The 21,325-nt window shown below is 52.4% G+C and carries 21 protein-coding genes and 2 tRNA genes; 12 read left to right on the top strand and 11 right to left on the bottom strand.

The genetic code is table 11. The features are described from left to right. Window positions 1-109: 109 nt before the first annotated feature. Together BS640_RS16610 and BS640_RS16605 are read left to right on the top strand one after the other, a co-directional pair. Window positions 110-199 (top strand) — tRNA-Ser (locus BS640_RS16610). A 197-nt stretch (window positions 200-396) separates the two neighbouring features. Beyond that, window positions 397-486 (top strand) — tRNA-Ser (locus BS640_RS16605). 94 nt (window positions 487-580) lie between these two features. Here BS640_RS16605 and BS640_RS16600 read toward each other — a convergent pair. The 7 genes from BS640_RS16600 to hemA all read right to left on the bottom strand — a co-directional run bounded on the left by BS640_RS16600 (window position 581) and on the right by hemA (window position 6,806). Beyond that, window positions 581-1,150, bottom strand: coding sequence for an RBBP9/YdeN family alpha/beta hydrolase (locus BS640_RS16600; RefSeq protein WP_017492148.1), 570 nt, complete (start codon window positions 1,148-1,150; stop codon window positions 581-583). 89 nt (window positions 1,151-1,239) lie between these two features. Continuing rightward, on the bottom strand, window positions 1,240-2,094 hold the full coding sequence (gene kdsA, locus BS640_RS16595; RefSeq protein WP_009635433.1) for a 3-deoxy-8-phosphooctulonate synthase: 855 nt from the start codon (window positions 2,092-2,094) through the stop codon (window positions 1,240-1,242). A gap of 68 nt (window positions 2,095-2,162) precedes the next feature. Next, window positions 2,163-2,972, bottom strand: coding sequence for an invasion regulator SirB1 (sirB1, locus tag BS640_RS16590; protein ID WP_017492149.1), 810 nt, complete (start codon window positions 2,970-2,972; stop codon window positions 2,163-2,165). 2 nt (window positions 2,973-2,974) lie between these two features. Next, a complete protein-coding gene (locus BS640_RS16585; RefSeq protein ID WP_017492150.1) occupies window positions 2,975-3,376 on the bottom strand; it encodes a SirB2 family protein in 402 nt (133 codons plus the stop codon). Between the two features lie 119 nt (window positions 3,377-3,495). Next, window positions 3,496-4,350, bottom strand: coding sequence for a peptide chain release factor N(5)-glutamine methyltransferase (gene prmC / locus BS640_RS16580; RefSeq protein ID WP_017492151.1), 855 nt, complete (start codon window positions 4,348-4,350; stop codon window positions 3,496-3,498). Next, window positions 4,350-5,432 (bottom strand): peptide chain release factor 1, encoded by a 1,083-nt coding sequence (gene prfA / locus BS640_RS16575; RefSeq protein WP_017492152.1) that lies wholly within the window; start codon window positions 5,430-5,432, stop codon window positions 4,350-4,352. The genes prmC and prfA overlap by 1 nt, the downstream gene beginning before the upstream one ends. A gap of 96 nt (window positions 5,433-5,528) precedes the next feature. After that, window positions 5,529-6,806 (bottom strand): glutamyl-tRNA reductase, encoded by a 1,278-nt coding sequence (gene hemA / locus BS640_RS16570; RefSeq protein WP_017492153.1) that lies wholly within the window; start codon window positions 6,804-6,806, stop codon window positions 5,529-5,531. 335 nt (window positions 6,807-7,141) lie between these two features. Here hemA and lolB point away from each other — a divergent pair, with 335 nt between their 5' ends. From lolB to prs, 3 genes are all read left to right on the top strand, one after another. After that, entirely contained in the window at window positions 7,142-7,768 is a 627-nt protein-coding gene (gene lolB / locus BS640_RS16565; protein ID WP_017492154.1) for a lipoprotein insertase outer membrane protein LolB, read from the top strand. Between the two features lies 1 nt (window position 7,769). Next, window positions 7,770-8,645, top strand: coding sequence for a 4-(cytidine 5'-diphospho)-2-C-methyl-D-erythritol kinase (gene ispE, locus BS640_RS16560; RefSeq protein WP_084912948.1), 876 nt, complete (start codon window positions 7,770-7,772; stop codon window positions 8,643-8,645). 221 nt (window positions 8,646-8,866) lie between these two features. Further along, window positions 8,867-9,814, top strand: coding sequence for a ribose-phosphate diphosphokinase (gene prs / locus BS640_RS16555; protein ID WP_026110560.1), 948 nt, complete (start codon window positions 8,867-8,869; stop codon window positions 9,812-9,814). A gap of 113 nt (window positions 9,815-9,927) precedes the next feature. Here prs and ychH read toward each other — a convergent pair whose 3' ends face one another. After that, window positions 9,928-10,200, bottom strand: coding sequence for a stress-induced protein YchH (gene ychH, locus BS640_RS16550; protein WP_017492157.1), 273 nt, complete (start codon window positions 10,198-10,200; stop codon window positions 9,928-9,930). A 299-nt stretch (window positions 10,201-10,499) separates the two neighbouring features. Between ychH and pth the strand changes: the two genes are divergently transcribed. After that, the gene (gene pth / locus BS640_RS16545) at window positions 10,500-11,090 is read left to right on the top strand and encodes an aminoacyl-tRNA hydrolase (RefSeq protein ID WP_017492158.1); all 591 of its coding nucleotides are present in this window, start codon (window positions 10,500-10,502) and stop codon (window positions 11,088-11,090) included. 77 nt (window positions 11,091-11,167) lie between these two features. On the opposite strand, the gene BS640_RS16540 is transcribed toward pth, so the two are convergent. After that, window positions 11,168-12,697 carry a SulP family inorganic anion transporter gene (locus BS640_RS16540; RefSeq protein ID WP_084912947.1) on the bottom strand — a complete coding sequence of 510 codons (1,530 nt, stop codon included), beginning with the start codon at window positions 12,695-12,697 and terminating at the stop codon, window positions 11,168-11,170. Between the two features lie 190 nt (window positions 12,698-12,887). On the opposite strand from BS640_RS16540, the gene ychF reads away from it, so the two are divergent. From ychF to BS640_RS16515, 5 genes are all read left to right on the top strand, one after another. Further along, window positions 12,888-13,979, top strand: a complete 1,092-nt coding sequence (ychF, locus tag BS640_RS16535; RefSeq protein WP_017492160.1) for a redox-regulated ATPase YchF — start codon at window positions 12,888-12,890, stop codon at window positions 13,977-13,979. Between the two features lie 419 nt (window positions 13,980-14,398). Next, entirely contained in the window at window positions 14,399-15,127 is a 729-nt protein-coding gene (locus BS640_RS16530; protein ID WP_017492161.1) for a gluconate 2-dehydrogenase subunit 3 family protein, read from the top strand. 2 nt (window positions 15,128-15,129) lie between these two features. Then, window positions 15,130-16,905: a GMC family oxidoreductase gene (locus BS640_RS16525; protein ID WP_084912946.1), complete on the top strand. Its 1,776-nt coding sequence runs from the start codon at window positions 15,130-15,132 to the stop codon at window positions 16,903-16,905. Between the two features lie 16 nt (window positions 16,906-16,921). Then, complete coding sequence (locus tag BS640_RS16520; RefSeq protein WP_084912945.1) at window positions 16,922-18,205, top strand: c-type cytochrome; 1,284 nt, start codon at window positions 16,922-16,924, stop codon at window positions 18,203-18,205. Window positions 18,206-18,408: 203 nt separating this feature from the next. Continuing rightward, complete coding sequence (locus tag BS640_RS16515; protein WP_017492164.1) at window positions 18,409-18,765, top strand: cupin domain-containing protein; 357 nt, start codon at window positions 18,409-18,411, stop codon at window positions 18,763-18,765. A 51-nt stretch (window positions 18,766-18,816) separates the two neighbouring features. Here the strand turns inward: BS640_RS16515 and BS640_RS16510 are convergent, their stop codons facing one another. Next, window positions 18,817-19,725 carry a LysR family transcriptional regulator gene (locus BS640_RS16510; protein WP_017492165.1) on the bottom strand — a complete coding sequence of 303 codons (909 nt, stop codon included), beginning with the start codon at window positions 19,723-19,725 and terminating at the stop codon, window positions 18,817-18,819. 108 nt (window positions 19,726-19,833) lie between these two features. Between BS640_RS16510 and BS640_RS16505 the strand changes: the two genes are divergently transcribed. Continuing rightward, the gene (locus tag BS640_RS16505) at window positions 19,834-20,247 is read left to right on the top strand and encodes a DoxX family protein (RefSeq protein ID WP_084912944.1); all 414 of its coding nucleotides are present in this window, start codon (window positions 19,834-19,836) and stop codon (window positions 20,245-20,247) included. A gap of 75 nt (window positions 20,248-20,322) precedes the next feature. Here the strand turns inward: BS640_RS16505 and BS640_RS16500 are convergent, their stop codons facing one another. Beyond that, window positions 20,323-21,297, bottom strand: a complete 975-nt coding sequence (locus tag BS640_RS16500) for a Dyp-type peroxidase (RefSeq protein WP_241528252.1) — start codon at window positions 21,295-21,297, stop codon at window positions 20,323-20,325. Window positions 21,298-21,325: the final 28 nt, after the last annotated feature.

The following is a 21,325-nucleotide window of genomic DNA, read 5'->3' as shown; positions in this document are numbered from 1 at the left end:
CTTTAAAAATCGCTAAACGAACCGGAAAAACTAAAAGAGTGTTGACGCTGGGGGCAGAATTCCCTACATTAGCGTCCGTTGAGCAAGCACAGTGTGTTTGTCCAACTACGGTGAGGTGTCTGAGTGGCTGAAGGAGCACGCCTGGAAAGTGTGTATACGCGAAAGCGTATCGAGGGTTCGAACCCCTCTCTCACCGCCATATTATGCGAAAGGGTCCAGATGAAAATCTGGACCCTTTTTCGTTTCTGCTCGCCGCAGCACCCTAAGCGAGTAATTTATCAGCAGATTGCTGAACTCCTAAGCACACAGTCAACATTTCGGAAATAATCCTTGACCCAAAATGGTTGTCTCCCTATAGTAGCGCCCCGTTGAGCTGCTACAGCAGAGCAACGCCACGGTGAGGTGTCTGAGTGGCTGAAGGAGCACGCCTGGAAAGTGTGTATACGCGAAAGCGTATCGAGGGTTCGAACCCCTCTCTCACCGCCAAATTTAAAAAAAGGCCCTGATGAAAATCAGGGCCTTTTTTTCTGCGTTTCATGACGGTAAAATTAGCAAAACACAGTGGGAAAGTTTAGGGAGTTCAGTTGCACAACGTTGCACGACTCTCGATCAGTTTTTCACCCGTGAAATTCTCGATCATTTCCTCACCTGCAATCCACTCTCCATAACCCGCTGCGGTATTCATATGCCCTGCTTTTGAGATGACGGTTATTTCGCTTCCCCATGCGGCGGCCAAGGTGTGGGCTTTGTCCAGAGAAAGATGCTCATCGTTATCACTGCAAATGAGCAGTGTCGGAAAAGCGATTCTCTGTGCCGGTAATGGCCTCTGTTGACGGATTTCTTCAAGTGCAGTGGCTGAGTCAACGTCGGCAGGCGCCACCAAAACGGCGGCCTTGACTCTCTGTTCCGAATACAAGCTTGCCCACTGCGCAACCGCGACAGCCCCACAGCTGTGGCCTACCAGCACAATATTGCCGGGTGTTTGTTTTATAAAAGCGTCCAGACAGGCAACCCACGTCTCTTTATCTGGGGTATTCCAGTCATCTTGAACAACACGGCTAACATTTGAGTATTTTCTTTCTATATAGGACTGCCAATGTTCAGGACCTGAATTGGTATAACCCGGAACGATAAGAAAGCTTGTTTCCATTTATATCTCACGAGTATCGATAACATTAAAAAGGCGACCCCAAGGTCGCCTCTCGTTAACTGACATCCATATTAAGGCGTCAGCAATGCTTATTTGCTGGTATCCAGCGCCGGGAAGCTTTTCACCAGGTCGTCAATGGCTTTCATCTGCACCAGGAACGGCTCAAGCTTGTCCAGTGGCAGCGCAGAAGGACCGTCACACTTGGCGTGAGCCGGATCTTCGTGAGCTTCGATAAACAGGCCAGCAATGCCCACCGCCATGCCCGCGCGCGCCAGCTCGGCAACCTGCGCGCGACGACCACCAGAAGCAGCACCGAACGGGTCACGGGTCTGCAATGCGTGGGTCACGTCGAAGATAACCGGATGGCCGCCAGTGGCGTTAATCATCACGTTCATGCCCAGCATATCAACGACCAGATTGTCATAACCAAAGTTGCTTCCGCGATCGCAAAGAATAACCTGATCGTTGCCGCCTTCCTTGAACTTGTCGACGATGTTACCCATCTGGCCTGGGCTAACGAACTGGGGTTTCTTGACGTTGATAACCGCGCCAGTCTTGGCCATAGCTTCAACCAAGTCAGTCTGACGAGCCAGGAAAGCAGGCAGCTGAATCACGTCAACCACGTCGGCAACCGGCTGTGCCTGCCAGCTTTCATGAACGTCGGTGATAATTTTCACGCCAAAGGCCGCTTTCAGGTCCTGGAAAATCTTCATGCCTTCATCAAGGCCAGGCCCACGGTAAGAGTGGATGGAAGAACGGTTGGCTTTGTCAAAAGAGGCTTTGAAAACATAAGGAATGCCAAGTTTGTCGGTCACTTTCACGTAGTGTTCGCAAACGCGCATCGCCATGTCACGTGATTCCAGCACGTTCATGCCGCCAAACAACACAAACGGCAAATCGTTTGCTACGTTGATGTCCTTAATGCTAACCACTTTATGTTTCATGCTTTGGCCTTAATCAATAAATTAATGGTACAAATGTAAGCGTTATCGCCCGGTTCACGCCGAGCTCATTAATGTAACGTTATCTGCTTTTGTTCAATAGAGTGAATCTGAACTTTAATCACTTCGGAAATCGGATCTTCCGGGCACTGCTCGACGAAATAATTCAAATCCGAGATGGCCACGTGATTGCAGTCGAGCTGCGCATAGATAAGCCCGCGATCGCGAATTTCATAGGGATCGTCGGGATCGAACTCGAGCACTGCTTCGCTGGTGCTAAGCGCCAGCTCCATCTGTTTCTCTTCCATCAGTGCGGCTTTGAGCGTGTCGAGCATCTTGCGGATAATCATGGTGTGGTCGGCCTCTTCGAGGTCTTCGTCCTCTATCTCGGCGCTAACGCCAAGATTGCCTTTCAGCCACACTTCTAAAACGTGCTCGCTAAGCGTTTCACCGTTGAGCGGATTGACCAGCCACATCTCTTCGTCAAGCCAGTCGGCTCGTAGGATAAGCTGGGTCGGAAAAATGACCGGCATCAGCGGCAGCTCAAGCGCATGGGCGATGTGCAGGAAAATGACCCCCAACGACACCGGCGTACCCTGACGCGAGGCCAGCACTTTGTCTATCCAGATTGCATCGGACAGGCGGTATACGCCGCCTGCTCCGCCAAAACCCCAGGTGCGATAAAACAGTTCAATCAGTACTTCCAGCTGCTGATCCTGACTCAGGTTTTCAGGTACCTTACTGCGGGCTTCGTCGATCAGCGCCTGTAACTGGCGATTGACATCGTCGGCCTTAAAATCAAAGCGGATTGCCTGCGTCACCAGGATGACACCTGCACTTAACGGCGCAGTGTTAAATTCAAAATCAGCAATGGTGCTCATAGTTATCCCATTAGCAGCGGTATTTTTGTTATGGCTAGCTTAACAATCAAATACAAACAACCCAAGGCCAGAATAAAAGCCACCCAGCGCGTCTTTTGGCTGCGCAAGCCGTCCTTGCCTGACCCTAGAGCCACAAATCCAAGAGCGATATAGATGATAACGCCAAATAGCTTTTCGGTCAGCCATGAACCTTGTGGGGAGAAAGGATAAAAGTGGGTAATGAAGACCAGCCAGATGCCGCTTAACAACATAAAGGTATCAATGATATGCGGCGCAATCTTGACCCAGCGCTTCTGCATGATGTCGGCATTCGCCCATTTCCAGAAAAAGCGCAGCACAAAGAGCGCGATACTTAACGTAATAAACACGATATGGAAATCTTTTACCCAAATATATGATGACATTACTGCTTCCTTTTTTATTAGGTTAGCCGAAAAGGCTCAATTATTGCGGGATGTCCCTCATACCTGCGACACTTTAGGACGAAATTTTCATCCAAAACAGGCCGAGGGGGTTTTCAAAATCAGGGCAACTCGGCCTGAGACAAAGCGGGCCATTGTCCAAGAGTGATGCGATCGTTATCCCCATAGTCTTTGACCGTCTCAATTGCGTTAAAACCGGCTGCCTGTAGGATAGTTCTGACAGACTCTCCCTGTTCCCAACCGTGCTCGAGCAACAGCCAGCCGCCGGGCACCAGAAATGCCGGTGCCTGAGAGACAATATAGTCAATGTCGGCGAGACCTTTATTGTCTGCAATCAAGGCAGTAGCGGGTTCAAAGCGTACGTCACCCTGCGCAAGGTGCGGGTCGGTGGCGTCAATATAGGGAGGATTACTGACGATAATCTCGAAGGATTGCCCCCCGACCGGTACAAACCAGCTGCCCTGCAAAAATTGGGCATTGGGGATAGCGAGTTTGCTGCCGTTGTACTGCGCCAGCGCCACGGCGTCGGGCTGTAAGTCAACGCCCGTTATCTGGCAGTCGGGCCTTTCGCTGGCGATAGCAAGCGCAATAGCGCCGGTGCCGGTGCCTAAATCCAGCACTCGCGCAGGGGAAGGCTCAAGGCGCAGCAACGCCTGCTCAACCAGACACTCGGTGTCGGGGCGCGGGATAAGCGTGGCGGGAGAAACGGACAGCGGCAAAGACCAGAACTCACGCTCGCCGACCAGATAGGCGATGGGTTCGCCCTTCTCGCGTCGGCTCAGCAAAGACTCGAGCTGTAGCCGTTGATCGTCGCTAAGCTCTGTTTCGCCAAAGGCCATGATATAGGTGCGGGTACGACCGGTGACGTGCCCGAGCAGGATTTCAGCATCCCGCTTCGGGCTATCACTGGCCGCCAGACGCCCAACGGCTTGGGTCAACCAGCGGCTAAAGTCCATTATTCCTGCTCGGACAGCGCGGCGAGCTGGTCGGCCTGATATTCCTGCACGATAGGTTGGATAAGCATATCCAACTTGCCTTCCATCACTTCGTCCAGACGGTAGATTGTCAAGTTGATGCGGTGGTCGGTCACCCTTCCCTGCGGGAAATTGTAGGTGCGGTTGCGGTCAGAACGGTCGCCGCTGCCCAGCAGATTGCGGCGCGTTGAGGCCTCTTCTAACTGACGCTTTGACACCTCAGCGGCACGAATACGCGCGCCCAGCACAGAGAGTGCCTTAGCCTTGTTTTTGTGCTGCGAACGTTCGTCCTGACACTCAACCACGATGCCGGTCGGCAAGTGGGTAATACGGATAGCCGAGTCGGTGGTGTTAACGTGCTGGCCGCCCGCACCCGAGGAGCGGAAGGTATCAATACGCAGGTCACCGGCGTTGATTTCAGGCATTTCGGCCTCAGGAACCTCAGGCAGCACGGCAACAGTACAGGCAGAAGTGTGGATACGACCCTGCGATTCGGTCTCGGGGACGCGTTGAACGCGGTGGCCGCCGGACTCGAATTTGAACTGACCGTAAACGCCGTCACCGGTCACCTTGGCGATCACTTCTTTATATCCGCCGTGCTCGCCGTCGTTGGCGCTCATGACTTCGACGCGCCAGCGACGCGTCTCGGCATAACGGCTGTACATACGGAACAGGTCACCGGCAAAAATCGCCGCCTCGTCACCGCCGGTTCCGGCGCGGATTTCAAGGAAGGCGCTGCGCTCGTCGTCGGGATCTTTTGGCAGCAGCAGCAGCTGGAGTTCTTTCTCGAGCTCTTCGAGCTTGGCCTCACACTGCTTGATTTCGTCCTGCGCCATCTCGCGCATCTCGGGATCGTCGAGCATCTCCTGCGCGGCGACCAGGTCTTCCTGCGCCTGACGCCAGGTCAGGAAGCAGGCGGAAACATCGCTCAACTGAGCATATTCGCGAGAAAGATTGCGGAATTTTTCCTGATCGGCAATGACAGTCGCGTCGCCGAGCATCGCCTGAACTTCTTCATGGCGCTCTTGTAACACTTCCAGTTTGGCAACGATAGAAGGCTTCATGCGTAGTGTTTTACCCTGTGATAATAAGAACTATACCCGCGTCCATCCAGACGCAGGTGTGGTGGCCGCCTTCAGGTACTCGACCTTTCGGGTATTTTACTGATCTAGACCGAGACTATCGCGTAAAATTTGCAAACGCTCAACATCACCATCGCTGGCGGCCTGTTGCAGTGAACGGGTTGGGGCATGAATAAGGCGGTTGGTGAGTTTATGGGCCAGTTCGTGAATAACGCTTTGGACGTCGGCACCCTGCGCAATTGCCGCCAGGGCTTTGGCTTCCATATCGGCGCGGACGGTATCGGCGCGGGAGCGATAATCGCGGATAACTTCAACGGCGCCCTGAGAGCGCAACCAGGCCATAAAGTTGGAGCTTTCCTGCTCGACGATAGACTCTGCCTGAATCGCGGCGGCCTTACGTTGGGCAAGATTTTTTTGAATAATGCTGTGCAGGTCATCAACGCTATAAAGGTAGGCGTTGGCGAGTTTGCCGACTTCCGGCTCGATATCACGGGGAACCGCGATATCGACCATCAGCATCGGCTGATTGCGACGCGCTTTCAGCGCACGCTCGACCATGCCTTTACCGATAATCGGCAGCGGACTGGCGGTAGAACTGATGATAATATCGGCATCGGCCAGACGGGCGTCGATGTCTTGCAGAGAAACAACCTCAGCGCCAACTTCATCGGCAAGCACCTGCGCACGTTCGCGGGTACGGTTGGCAATCATCATATGACGGACGTTGTGTTCGCGCAGATGACGTGCGACAAGCTCGATGGTCTCACCCGCACCGACCAGCAGCACGTTGACTTCAGCGAGAGATTCGAATATTTGACGCGCCAGCGTACAGGCGGCGAAGGCAACGGAAACCGCGCTGGCCCCGATGTCGGTTTCGGTGCGCACGCGTTTTGCCACTGAGAAAGACTTCTGGAATAAACGCTCAAGCTCACCCGACACCGCATGACCGTGCTGCGATTCGGCAAAGGCTTTCTTCACTTGACCGAGGATCTGCGGCTCGCCGAGCACCAGCGAATCCAAACCGCTGGCGACGCGCATCAGGTGACTGACTGCGTCGTTATCCTGGTGCCAGTAAAGGCTTTTCTTGACCTCTTCCGCGCTCAACTGATGATAATCACATAACCAGGCAACCAGCTGCTCATGCACATCGCCCTTTCCCGCCAGCTTTTCCTGCTGCTCGACGCTGAGATACAGCTCGGTGCGGTTACAGGTTGACAGCACGACGCCGCCCTGCACCAGCGGTTGCTGAAGCAGACTGGAGAGCGCCTGTTCGATAGTGTCTGGCGAGAACGTGACCTTTTCACGCAGAGATACCGGGGCGGTTTTGTGATTAATACCTAATGCAAGTAGGGTCATGGGAGCGATAGTCGAAAGAGACTTTTCTTTGTATGGGTTTACGTCTGAGGCGCATTCTACAAGATGACTGAGATCAATAAAAGCCACACCGCACTATCTGTCCGGTTTTTGTAAAAAGCTGTGATTAACGGCACCTGGCAGTAGAGATTGATAATCATTTACACCAAAATTGGCCGCTTTTCCCAGACAAAGCTGATTACATTAACCTGCTGTCAAAGGCAAAGTGATTCCCTCATCATCGCGTGATTTTTCAAACTTCAACGCTGGGCAGCCTCCGCCTGCAAGGTGTGCTAGACTCCCCGGAAGATTGTTTTAATGAAAGGACCCGACTCGTTATGCCAATGCATAAAGCCAACCTGCTTCGCCTGCTTCCTCTCGCCAGCCTGGTGCTGACCGCCTGTTCGACCTTCTCGCCGACCACCGGTCCTTCTACCAGCCCGACTTCGCCGCAGTGGCGTCAGCACGAACAGCAGGTTAAGCAACTGGATCACTACCAGACCCGCGGATCCTTCGCCTATATCTCAGACAGTCAGAAAGTGTATGCGCACTTCTTCTGGCAGCAATTCTCGCCACAGAGCTATCGCCTGCTGCTGACCAATCCGCTGGGCAGCACCGAGATGGAACTGAAAGTGCAGGACGGCAACGCGCAGCTGACTAATAATCAGGGTAAACAATACACCAGCAACAATCCTGATGACATGATTCAGAAGCTGACCGGCATGTCGATCCCGCTGTCCAATATGCGCCAGTGGATGCTGGGCCTGCCGGGCGACAGCAGCGACTTCAGCCTCGACAGCCAGTACCGTCTGCGCCAGGTCAACTATAAACAGAAAGGCCTCAACGGCAGCGTCAGCTATCAGAGCTACGACACTACCGTCACACCACCGCTGCCGAACCGCCTCGAGATGACTCAGGGCACGCAGCGCATTAAGTTAAAAATGGACAGCTGGACGCTAAACTGAGATGACGCTTTTTTGGCCATCTCCGGCTAAACTCAATTTATTCCTGTACATCACCGGGCAACGCGCCAACGGCTATCACAATCTGCAAACGCTGTTTCAGTTCGTTGACTACGGAGACAGCCTGGCGTTTACGCCCCGTGATGACGATAAAATCACGCTCAGCCCTTCCGTCGAGGGCGTGCCGGATGAGCAGAACCTGATTATACGTGCCGCGAAACTGTTGCAGGCGCGTATGGCGCAGCAAGGCCTGCCGTCGCCGTGTGGTATGGACATCCAGATAGAAAAGCGTCTGCCGATGGGCGGAGGTCTCGGTGGGGGCTCCTCCAACGCGGCAACCACGTTAGTGGCGCTCAATCTGCTGTGGAATTGCCATTTCAGCGACAGCGAGCTGGCGGAGCTGGGCGTTACCCTCGGGGCAGACGTGCCGGTGTTTGTGATGGGACACGCCGCGTTTGCCGAAGGCATCGGGGAAGTGTTACAGCCCGTTTCACCGGAGGAAAAATGGTATCTGGTCGCGCATCCTGGCGTCAGTATTCCGACACCGGCTATTTTTGGCGATCCCGAACTGATTCGAGATACGCCAAAACGCTCGATTGATGTGCTATTGCACACAACTTACACTAATGATTGTGAACCTATTGCAAGAAAACGTTTTTGCGAGGTTGAACAGCTTGTTTCATGGCTGCTAGAATACGCGCCGTCGCGCCTCACCGGAACAGGGGCCTGTGTGTTTGCCGAATTCGACACAGAGGAGTCCGCCAACGAGGTGTTGAGTAAGGCGCCGGCATGGATTAACGGTTTTGTCGCCCGAGGCGTTAACGTCTCGCCGCTGCACAAAACACGTGCCGAGCTGATGAGAGCCGCAGCCAAAGCGTAGAGAGTCACAAGTTCCCGCTATTTGTGTCTGTTCTTTGCCAGCCTCTCGGAATTTTTTAGATTTAATCTGTATACCTGACCGACTTCAGCCCGCGGAAACATCCGCCGCTCGCTGAGGGACGAAGGGTAAGTTGTACGTATGTATATTGCTGTGGTTTCGCTCACCGCCCGGTGAAATCACAAGCCGATATCTTCTCTGGACGCAAGCCTGAGGTTCTTCTCGTGCCTGATATGAAGCTTTTTGCTGGTAACGCCATCCCGGAACTAGCACAACGTATTGCCAACCGTTTATACACCAGCCTAGGTGACGCCGCCGTCAGTCGTTTTAGTGACGGTGAAGTAAGTGTGCAAATTAACGAAAATGTACGTGGCGGAGATATTTTCATTATCCAATCCACCTGCGCGCCTACTAACGACAACCTGATGGAACTCGTGGTAATGGTCGATGCACTCCGGCGCGCCTCTGCCGGCCGCATCACGGCAGTTATCCCCTACTTCGGTTATGCACGTCAGGATCGCCGCGTGCGTTCAGCGCGTGTACCGATCACCGCCAAAGTCGTTGCCGACTTCCTTTCCAGCGTAGGCGTTGACCGCGTTTTAACCGTTGATTTGCACGCAGAACAAATCCAGGGCTTCTTCGATGTCCCGGTTGATAACGTGTTCGGTAGCCCAATCCTGCTCGAAGACATGATGCAGCAAAATCTCGAAAACCCAATCGTGGTTTCTCCAGACATCGGCGGCGTTGTTCGTGCGCGTGCCGTTGCTAAACTGCTGAATGACACCGACATGGCCATCATCGATAAACGTCGCCCTCGCGCAAACGTTTCGCAGGTGATGCACATTATTGGTGACGTAAGCGGTCGTGACTGTATCCTGGTTGATGACATGATCGACACCGGCGGCACCCTGTGTAAAGCCGCTGAAGCGCTGAAAGAGCGCGGTGCCAAGCGTGTCTTCGCCTATGCGACTCACCCAATCTTCTCCGGCAACGCCGTAGAGAACATCAAGCACTCCGTGATTGATGAAGTGATCGTGTGTGATACCATCCCGCTGTCTCCTGAAATTCGCGCCCTGAAAAACGTGCGCACTTTGACGCTGTCCGGCATGCTGGCTGAAGCCATCCGCCGTATCAGCAATGAAGAATCGATTTCAGCGATGTTCGAGCATTAATCCTTTTAACCGTGCGTTATAAAAGCGATTAACAATAAAAAGCCCCGGATCCCCGGGGCTTTTTAGTTTCTAACCTTAAGTCAGCGCGCTTTCGCTTCACGCAGCGGTTAGGGTCAGGAGTGGCGATGATTTTTACGGCAGCGAGCGTCGTAATGACGTACCCAATAGTAACGATCGGCGACGGCTTCGCGTCCCCCGACCCGTGCCCCGGTTAACCACAGCAGTGCACCGATGAATATGCTCATGACGGCACCGTGGGTGAAGAAGTCAGGCATGCCAAGGTTGGACACCTGGCTGAGTACCGCATAGGCGATACCGCCAACCATGATAACCAATCCTACTCCCATCAACAGGTTACCGCACAGGGCTGCGTTTTTACGTTTCATTCGTCACCTCCTTAAATCCTTTGCATTTTCCTTTGCATTAAGCAAAGAGCGTCACTTCATCCTGTATAAATTATAGCCGTCACGTCGGGGAGGGGTTGCGGGCACGATCACAGTGTGGAGATGCAAAATGACAAATCTTTACGCTTCTTTGGGGATATCTCATTGAAAGGTGAATAATTATAAAATGTAACTATTCGATTCTGAAGTAATGGGGGGCTTTATTTACCGCACGGTTTGGCACGGCGGCAAAGCACGGGTAAACTATCGGCCAGATTATTCCCTCGAGAAGCGAAAAGAACGTGAGCAGCATTAAATTAATCGTTGGCCTGGCGAATCCCGGAGCCGAATATGCCCAGACCCGCCACAATGCCGGTGCATGGTATGTGGATCAATTGGCCCGTCAGCATAACCAACAGTTAAAAGAAGAGAGTAAATTCTTCGGCTACACGGCGCGTTTATCAATGAATGGGCAAGACGTACGTCTGTTGGTGCCGACCACCTTCATGAACCTGAGCGGCAAGGCGGTCAGCGCCATGGCGAACTTCTACCGTATTGAACCGGCCGAAATTCTGGTCGCCCACGACGAACTGGACTTCCTTCCCGGTATCGCGAAGATCAAACTGGGTGGCGGCAACGGCGGCCATAACGGTTTAAAAGATATTCAGAGCAAGCTGGGTAACAATCCAAACTTCTATCGCCTGCGCATCGGCATCGGTCATCCTGGCGATCGCAGTAAGGTCGTCGGTTTTGTGCTCGGTAAACCGCCGGCCAGCGAACAGAAGCTGATTGATGAAGCCATTGACGAGTCGTTGCGCTGTACGGATATTCTGATGAAAGACGGGTTATTGAAAGCGATGAACCGTTTGCACAGTTTTAAAGCAGAAGGTTAAGCGTTTAAGGCCGCTTCCCCCGGCGTGGGGGAAGCGTGAGAGGGGTAACTTACGCATAGCCTCTCTCACCCACGTTGTTAGGTTCTTACCCTAAACGTTTCTTTTCCCAACGATTTATCGTCAGTCTGGTAATTATCTTCCGCAACGTAATAGTCTGGGTCGTCCAGCTCGTGGCTACAGAATGGCCCCGCCTTGGCGAGTAGCCTCACGCAGTCGGCACTCAGGTGGCGTAAACGGATAGTCTTGCCCGCCTCGAGATAGCGACCGGTGATTTTATCAATCGCCTCGACGCCGCTTGAATCCATCACCCGCGTGGCCGAGAAATCCAGGATCACATTTTGCGGATCCTGCTCTGGCGTAAACAGCTCGGCGAAGGCGGCGGTTGAGCCAAAGAACAGCGGCCCTTCCAGCTTATACATCACCAAATCCCCCTTCTGCTGACGGCTGCGAATGCTGATACGCGCGTGCTGCCAGGCAAAGACCAGCGCGGAGATAATCACTCCGCTGATGACCGCCACGGCTAGATCGGTGAAAATAGTAATCAGGGTCACGGCCACCATCACCAGCGCGTCAGACTTCGGCATACGGCGCAGACGGCGGAACGAGCTCCACTCAAAGGTGTTATAGCACACCACCAGCATAATGCCCGCCAGTGCAGCGACCGGAATCAGGCCGATATAATCCGCCAGGCTCACCACGAAGAGGATCAGCAGAATAGCGCCTACCGTGCCGGAGATGCGACCGCGACCGCCCGAGGTGAAGTTGATGATCGACTGCCCAATCATCGCGCACCCGGCGAAGCAGCCAAACAGGCCGCAAAGAGTATTACCGGCACCCTGCGCAATACTCTCGCGGTTACCGTTGCCTTTCTTGCCCCCCATTTCATCGAGCACCGTCATGGTCAGCAGCGATTCGATGAGTCCCACCAGCGCGATAACCACCGCATAAGGCAGCACAACCTTCAGCATATCGAGGGTAAAGGGCGCAGCCGGCAGCGAGAAGCTCGGCAATGCGCCAGAGATATCCGCTAAATCACCGACCCGCAGCGTTTGCAGGTGAAAACCTATCGCGACCGCAGAAACGATAATCAGCGCGGCCAGCGACGAAGGAATAACGCGGGTAATTTTCGGAAAGATGACGACCACGGCAATCGCCAGCAGCACCAGCCCGTACATCAACATCCCCTGTCCGGCAATCATGTGCAGCTGCGCCAGCATAATGACTATCGCTAATCCGTTGACGAAACCGTGAATAGCGGGAAGCGGCACCAGACGAATAAATTTGCCCAGCCGGAACACGCCGATGGCAATCTGAATCAGTCCGGCAAACAGCGTAGCCCAAAGTACGTAGCCCATGCCGTGCTGCGCCGCAAGGCTCATTAATACCACCACTATCGACCCCGCCGCACCTGACACCATGCCCGGCTTACCGCCGAACAACGCGGTGACGATACCGATGATAAACGCGGTATGTAGCCCGACTATTGGTGACAGGCCTGCCACCAGCGAGAAGCCCACCGCTTCAGGGATCATTGAGACAGCAACTACAAAGCCGGCCAATACGTCATTTTTGACGTCAGCCGCCCTGAAGTTCTTCAGAGTTAACATGCGAATATCCAATACTTTGAGTTAAATAAAACAAACAAGGCGACAATAACAAGAGTGGGGGCATTTTACCTTAAAAAGATGCGGATCGAGTTCAACACGCAAACTGTGTATAATAAGCGGAATTATGGTCATTACATCAGGATGATTACTTTAAGCTCCTGATTATTAAGATATTAAGGTGATATAAAACATGGGATTCAAATGCGGTATCGTCGGCCTGCCGAACGTTGGTAAATCAACTCTTTTCAATGCGCTGACCAAAGCAGGTATCGAAGCGGCCAATTTCCCGTTCTGCACCATCGAACCGAATACCGGCGTTGTACCAATGCCCGATCCACGTCTCGACAAACTGTGCGAGATAGTGAAACCTCAGCGCGTTGTTCCAACCACCATGGAATTCGTTGATATCGCCGGTCTGGTTAAAGGCGCGTCAAAAGGTGAAGGCCTGGGTAACCAGTTCCTGACCAACATCCGTGAAACCGAAGCTATTGGCCACGTTGTCCGTTGTTTCGAAAACGACAATATCATCCACGTTAACAACAGAGTTGACCCGGCTGATGACATCGACGTGATCAACACCGAGCTGGCGCTTTCTGACCTCGACACCTGTGAGCGCGCGATTCACCGCGTACAGAAGAAAGCCAAAGGCGGCGATAAAGACGCAAAAGCTGAACTGGCTGCGCTGGAAAAATGCCTGCCGCAGCTTGAACAAGCGGGTATGCTGCGTGCGCTTGACCTGTCAGACGAAGACAAAGCGGCCATCCGCTACCTCAGCTTCCTGACCCTGAAGCCGACCATGTATATCGCCAACGTTAACGAAGACGGTTTCGAAAACAACCCGTACCTCGACAAAGTTCGCGCAATCGCTGATGCCGAAGGTTCCGTTGTGGTTGCCGTTTGTGCCGCCGTTGAATCTGATATCGCCGAGCTGGAAGACGAAGACCGCGCTGAGTTCATGGCTGAACTGGGTCTGGAAGAGCCGGGCCTGAACCGCGTTATCCGCGCAGGTTACGAGCTGCTGAACCTGCAAACCTACTTCACCGCCGGTGTGAAAGAAGTTCGCGCCTGGACCATTCCAGTAGGCGCTACCGCACCTCAGGCAGCCGGTAAGATCCACACCGACTTTGAGAAAGGCTTTATCCGCGCACAGACAATCGGTTTTGACGACTTCGTCACCTACAAAGGTGAGCAAGGCGCGAAAGAAGCCGGTAAAATGCGTTCAGAAGGCAAAGACTACATCGTTAAAGATGGCGACGTAATGAACTTCCTGTTCAACGTTTAATTATCCATCTTTACGGTTGAATTTAAAAACCACGCTCCGGCGTGGTTTTTATTATCTAGAATATAAAAATCTCTCGCCCATGACATACCCATTTTCTGCATTACCCTCAAACTAAAGTTAATCCTAACGCCAAAAACAGGCTAAATAAGCTCACTTACATCCATTAATGCATGTAAGTATATGCAACCAAATACGTCAAGACCTGATATCTCCCCTCCCCTTCTGTTGTTATTCCGGTGCGTAAAACCCCATAAAAAGTCATTCCATTAGGCAATTCATAACCTGCTCCGTTGGCATTCATAACCAGTCAGCCTGTGTTTTTTGTGATTACCCCATGCTATAAGTCTGCCAACGCAAAATATGTAACTTTATTTTAACTTTTATTTATTTTTTATAACAATAAGTTGAGGTCGGAGATAATGAAAAAAGAAGAGGGTGAGATTGTAAACTCTCGCAGAAAATTCCTTCAACGTTCCCTTGCGATATTGCCAGTTACCGCCCTTTCAGGAACTGTTATTGCAAAAAGTGTTTCAGCCGCTGAAAAAAATAAAGAGGATGAATTCGTCTATCAATATGTACCGATATTTTTTAATCACGAGGAATGGCGCTTCATTATTTCGGCCACCGATCGGTTAATTCCTCAGGACGATAATGGTCCCGGTGCGGTGAGCGAAGGTGTGCCTGTCTATATTGATAAGCAAATGGAGCTGCCCTACGGTCACGGCGCCTTGTGGTATATGCAACCGCCGTTTGAGCAAACCATTCCAGAGCTGGGATATCAAACTAATCTGGTGCCGCGTGATATATATCGCAGGGGAATTAAAGCCACCGATCAATACTGCCAGCAAAAATATCAGAAGAAATTTGCAGACCTGGAAAATGCCGAGCGAGAGGGGGTATTACACGCGCTTGAGGCGGGTCACATCCAGCTTGCCGATATTTCTTCCAAACTGTTTTTCGGCCAGCTGTTGGAGAACACCAAAGAAGGCTATCTCGCCGACCCTATTCATGGCGGAAACCGCACCCAGGCATCGTGGAAAATGATCGGCTTCCCGGGCGCTCGCGCTGATTTTGTTCAGGTAATGGATAATCCCAACACCCATTACCCGCTGGGTCCGGTGAGTATTTCAGGTAAGAATGGCGCATAAAAATGACGATAAAAAAAGAGCAAGTTGATATTGTTATTGTCGGTTTTGGTTGGACCGGCTCTGTAATGGCAAGAGAATTATCCGAGACTGGATTAAAAATTGTTGCGTTAGAACGCGGCGAACAGCGTGATACCTACCCCGACTTTACCTATCCACGCATCGTTGATGAATTAACTTATGGGATAAGGCTTAAGTTATTCCAGAACATTTCGAAAGAAACGGTCACTATCCGCCATACCCCAGGAAGCAAAGCCTATCCCTACCGCCGTTTGGGCTCATTCTTACCCGGCGATGGCGTAGGCGGTGCTGGCGTTCACTGGAACGGTTTGTTGTGGCGTCCGCTTGAAAGCGACCTGAAAGTTAAAACCACTATCACTGAAAAATATGGCGCTAAATTTATTCCTGCTGATATGACCGTTCAGGATTATCCCTTTACCTATGCGGAAATGGAGCCCTATTTTGATAAGTTTGAGAAAATTTGTGGCGCTTCAGGCCAGGCGGGGAATATTCAGGGCAAAATTATTGAGGGAGGCAACCCCTTCGAAGCACCGCGCAGCGGCGACTATCCGAATAAACCGCTGAAAGATCAGTATGCGGGCCAGATATTTCGCAACGTAGTCAAGAACCAGGGTTATCACGCCTTTTCCGGTCCTGCGGCCATCAGCACCGGCGGCTATACCAACCCCTACGGCGTTCAGATGGGGGCCTGTAACTACTGCGGATTCTGCGAAAGATTTGGCTGTTTCAACTATTCCAAGGCGTCACCGCAGACCTGTGTCATACCGGCGCTCAAGCAGTACAGTAATTTCGAATTGCGCCCCCACTCCCACGTACTGCGCGTACTTACCGATTCCACCGGAAAGAAAGCCACGGGCGTGACCTATATCGATGCCAATGGCGAAGAAGTTGAACAACCTGCCTCGCTGGTTATTCTCAGCGCTTTCCAGCTGCATAACGTTCGCCTGCTGTTACTTTCTGGGATTGGAAAACCTTACAACCCTGACACCGGTGAAGGCGTGGTGGGCAGAAACTATGCCTATCAAATCGATGGCGCAGCCAAACTGTTCTTTGGCAAAGAGGTGTACTTCAACCACTTTGCCGCGGCGGGCGCTTCGGGGGTCTATATCGATAATTTCAACGGTGAAAACTTCGACCACTCCGACGTAGGCTTTATCGGCGGCGGCAGTATTTCGGCCCACGCCACCGGCGCAAGACCAATTCAACAGATGGTATTACCTAAAGGTGCACCTAACTGGGGATCGGGTTGGAAGCAGTCTATTAAAGACAACTATCTGCATAATATGAGCGTCGGCTCCTCGGCCTCGGTGATGCCGTATAAGCAATGCTTCCTGGATCTCGACCCAACCTATAAGGACGCCTACGGACTCCCGCTGTTAAGGATGACCTACGACTGGCAGCAAAATGAATTAAAACTGACCCAGTTCCTGGCCGGAAAAGTCGAGAACATCGTCAAGGAACTCAACCCGCTGTCTTACAGCATGGGCTTTAAAAACCTGGATTCCCATTACGATGTCCGCCCTTATCAATCCACGCATACTACCGGCGGTGCGGTCATGGGCGATGACCCTCGTACCAGCGTTGTGAACAAGTATTTGCAAAGCTGGGATGTGCCCAATGTTTTTGTTCTCGGCGCATGCTGCTTCCCGCAAAACATTGCCTACAACCCGACTGGAATCGTTGGCGCGACCACGCTGTTTGCCGCTAACGCTATCAAGTCGCAATATCTTAAAAATCCAGGGCCTCTGGTTCAGCGTTAACTGAGGCAATAAAGACATGAAAATAAAACAACTCTCGTTATTTGTTGCTGCATTTATTTCCTGCAAATTCGCCATGGCCGCCCCGGAAAACTTTCAGGAAAAAGTCGCCAGCGGTGAATATATCGCCACCACAGGGGACTGTGCTGCCTGCCATACCGTCTCCGGTTCCGCGCCTTTTACAGGGGGGTTGAAAATGGTTACTCCGGTGGGGGCAATTTACTCGACCAATATTACGCCAGATAAAGACACCGGTATCGGTAATTACAGCTATGAAGATTTCTCACGCGCGTTACGCCAAGGGATCGCAAAAGACGGTCATCGTTTATATCCCGCCATGCCATACACGGAATATGCCAAAATAAACGATGATGATATGCACGCCCTTTATTCTTATTTGATGAATGAGGTTAAGCCGGTGCATCAGACAAACAGAAAGAGCGATATTCCATGGCCGTTAAATATGCGATGGCCACTGGCAGCGTGGGACTGGGCCTTCCACGATAGCGATGTCTATAAGCCCGACCAGACGCAAAGTGCAGAATGGAATCGCGGGGCTTACCTGGTGCAGGGCCTTACGCACTGCGGAACCTGCCATACGCCGCGCGGACTGGCTTATCAGGAAAAAGGCTTTGATCAGCACGATAAGCGCTTCCTTAGCGGCGGTCAGCTAGCCGGATGGTCCGCGCCTGATCTGACGGGCAATAGCAAAACGGGGTTGGGCAGCTGGTCGGCGCAGGAGATTGCCGAGTTCCTTAAGACAGGCCACACCGACGGGAATGCGGCATTTGGCCCCATGAGCGAAGCCATCGAGAAAAGCACGCAATATCTCACCGATGCCGATCTCAGCGCCATTGCAACTTATCTTAAATCATTGCCGTCGTCCGATGCCCCGGCCCAAGCCTCTGCAAAAGCGGATTCGACTAGCGCTGCGCTGATAAAAGGCGATATGTCTCAACCGGGATCTCTGCTTTATATGAATAACTGCTCCGCCTGTCACCGTATTGATGGCAAAGGGTATACAAAAAGCTTCCCTGCCCTTGCCGGGAATACCGCCGTGATGGGGGATGATCCGTCCTCACTGATCAACATTGTTCTGGCAGGCGCTAAAACCCCGGTAACCCGCGAGTCCATCACCGGCCTGACTATGCCAGATTTTGCATGGCGGCTGAACGACCAGCAGGTGGCAGACGTGGTAACTTTTATTCGCAGCAGTTGGGGAAATAGCGCGTCAGCCGTTAATGCCGAGGAGGTGGCAAAACTGAGGAAACAGAGCGTCGGCCAGCCTGAGGTGAAGAAATAGCCCGCGACAAGAAAAGCGCTATGGGGTGTGTTTGCACCCCTTAGCGCACTCCGACAAAACTTCCTGCCAAACCCGGGTCGATTCGCACTCTGATGTGTTAATCCAGCGCCCATAAGTTTAATAAAGTTTTTAAGGCATTCCGTAAGCTGGACAGCGTAAAACCCCCTAAAACCTGACTGCATCCACGCTGAGGAACTCACTAAATGAAGGTACAAAAAATTGGACAACCGGCCTCTATCGAGGCGTTGGAATCCTGGGGAAACGTTGAGGGACTGCCCGATACCCCTGCCGTTAAGCTTTCCGGCCTGCAGAAGGTCATTCCAGGTAAGGAAGACATCGACAGCGGTATCTTTGAATGTACGCCGGGCAGCTACCGGCGTTCGGTCAGGCAGGCGGAGATCATGCATTTTCTCGGTGGCAGCGGTTCATTTACCCCAGACGGCGAGGCAACATTGACCTTTACGGCCGGAGACTCGTTTTTCTTCGAGGCCAATACCGAGGGCACCTGGGTGGTTGAGACCACTATGCGTAAGCTGTACGTGATTTTTGACGCTGCCTGAATTGCGTTGAAAGAGTTAAGCTGAACAACCACGCGCTGCCGTGGTTGGGGTTCAGTAGGTTGAGGTAAACTTCCCAAAGCTGGCAACCAGACTGTCGATAAATACCCGGGTTCTTGAGGGCATCAAGCGCCGTCCGGGGAATACCGCCCACACGGGAACGCCGGGACACTCCCAATCTTCGAGTACCCTCACCAGTTCTCCATTTTCCAGAAATGGATGGGCGAAATGCGTCGTTACACTGGTTATCCCGGCCCCAAGCCGGGCAAGATTGATTAACACACTCGGCGAGTTGGCCACCGCGCGCATCGGAGGGCTGCCCTCCCAGGACTCGTCTCCCCGGGTGAGTTGCCACGGGGAAACCTCCCCTCCACGCGTTCGAAGCCTTAGCACGGCGCGATGCATCAATTCCTGCGGATGCTTTACCGCCCCGCTCTTTTTAAGAAACTTGGGCGAGGCGTAGAGCGCCACGCGAAAGGTGCTAAGCTGTCGTGCCACCAGCGTAGAATCATTCTGCAGATTGCCCATACGTAGCGCGACGTCATAGCCCTCACTGATGATATCAACCCGCTGCTGGGAGGAGTCGATATCCAGCGTCACGTCGGGGTATTTTTCAATGAAGTCCGCCAGCAGCGCTCCAATCATGTTCTGCGAGAAATCACCCGGCATCGATATTCTCAGCAATCCGCTCGGCTTGGCCTTACGGTTTTCGGTGAGTGCCAGCATGGACTCCATTTCGGCTGAAATCTGCTGGGCATGGCGCAGCACCGCCTTACCATATTCCGTAATCACCATCTTGCGGGTGGTGCGAACCAGCAGGCGCTCACCCAGTTGGTTTTCCAGCGTTGAAATCCGTCGCGAGACGGTTGAGTTCGGGATGTCGAGACGTTCTGCTGCCCCCGAGAAACTGCCTTCCTCCACTACGCAGGCAAACAGGACCATATCCGCTGGGTCAAACTTCATGATTATGCCACTTATGGGATTATGTTGTTCATTTACGGAGTTTATGCGCAATGACGAAAGAGTTAAAGTAACTTTCAGTTTATAAATTAATTAACCAGGAAGGCACTTATGCGTTATTTTTCCGTTGCTAAATACAGCGATATTATCATTCTTGTGGCTCGTGTTCTGCTCATGCTTTTATTTGTTATTTTCGGTCTGGAGAAAATAACCGGCTTTAGCGGTACAGTGACTTATATGAGTTCGGTAGGTGCGCCGTTCCCAACCGTCGCGGCGATTATTGCCGTAGTGATGGAGTTCTTCGTCGGCATTGCACTTATTTTAGGTTTTTATACTCGTCCGCTGGCGCTGATTATGGCGGTGTATACCCTTGCAACCGGTTTAATTGGTCACCCTTTCTGGGGTCTAACCGGTGCGGCGCACTATGCCAACGAAATCAATTTCTATAAAAATATTGCCATCGTAGGGGGATTATTACTGCTCGCCGTGACCGGACCGGGTAAATTTTCTCTCGACCGTAAATAATCAACCCGTTAAATATCCCCTTATCCCGCGGCAATAACGGCCCTTCATGCCGCTTCATAGCATGAAGGGTTTATTTCATCCCCCCAGATCGCTCAAGAATTTACGCGCCGGAACAAAAAAGGTCACACCGGAAACGGCGGTAGAGAAATCCAGAATACGATCGTGCAGCGGCGGCGGATTGCCGATAAACATCCGCTCTAACATTTTCTCAATCACCCATAAATAACGGCAATAGCCAATAAAATAGGTGCCGTATTCTCCTTTGCCCGGCACGGCAAACGGCATATTGTCGCGCAAAATATCGTACTCACCCTGACTGTCCTCAATGGTGCACAGCGTCTTATGCGACTTTTGCCCTTCGGTTGCGTCCGGTAATTCGACATTGTCAAACTTGGTACGGCCGATGATGGCCTCCTGCGTTTCGACCTTCTGCGCGCGCCATGCCGCCATGTTATGCAGGTATTTCTGAATCACCACGTAGCTGCCACCTGCATAATCAGGATCCTCATCACCGACGATCGTCGCCTCGGGTAAAGCAAGGCCGACCGGATTGGCGGTTCCGTCTACAAATCCCAGCAGGTCTCGGCCGTTGAAATAGCGGAATCCGGCGACATCATCGAGGGCGGTCACGCTGTCGCCAAAGGCTTCCAGCAGCAGTTTTTCAAACTCGATAATAAGGTCAGCCGAGCCCGCGCGGATATGGTACAGCAGGTCGCCTTCGGTACTCACCGCGGTATGTTTAGCGCCCTTGATTTCCTTGAACGGCGCAAGCTCTTTAGGCATCGGTTTACCGCTCAGCGCGCTCCAGATGCGAGAGGAAATCCCGACATTGCAGGTAAATTGCACCTCGATAGTTCGCACCTGCACATCTTTAATCAGATCGTCGGTACTGCCGATGACCGAGCGAACGGTCGCGAGCGAATGACTGTCGTCCTTAACGGCGAGAATCAAAAAGGCAGCGGCAGAGGTCATCGGTGAATTAATATATTGAGGCTCGGTCTCAAGGGCGCGCCGCCCCATAGACTGCGGGGAAGAAGATGACTGGCTCACAAATACCTCCTGCAAGGCGTTGTTTTTA

This window comes from Rouxiella badensis (assembly GCF_002093665.1).
Lineage (GTDB): Bacteria > Pseudomonadota > Gammaproteobacteria > Enterobacterales > Enterobacteriaceae > Rouxiella > Rouxiella badensis.
The sequence above is the reverse complement of the archived record's forward strand: the minus strand, read 5'-3'. Positions and strand labels throughout refer to the sequence as shown.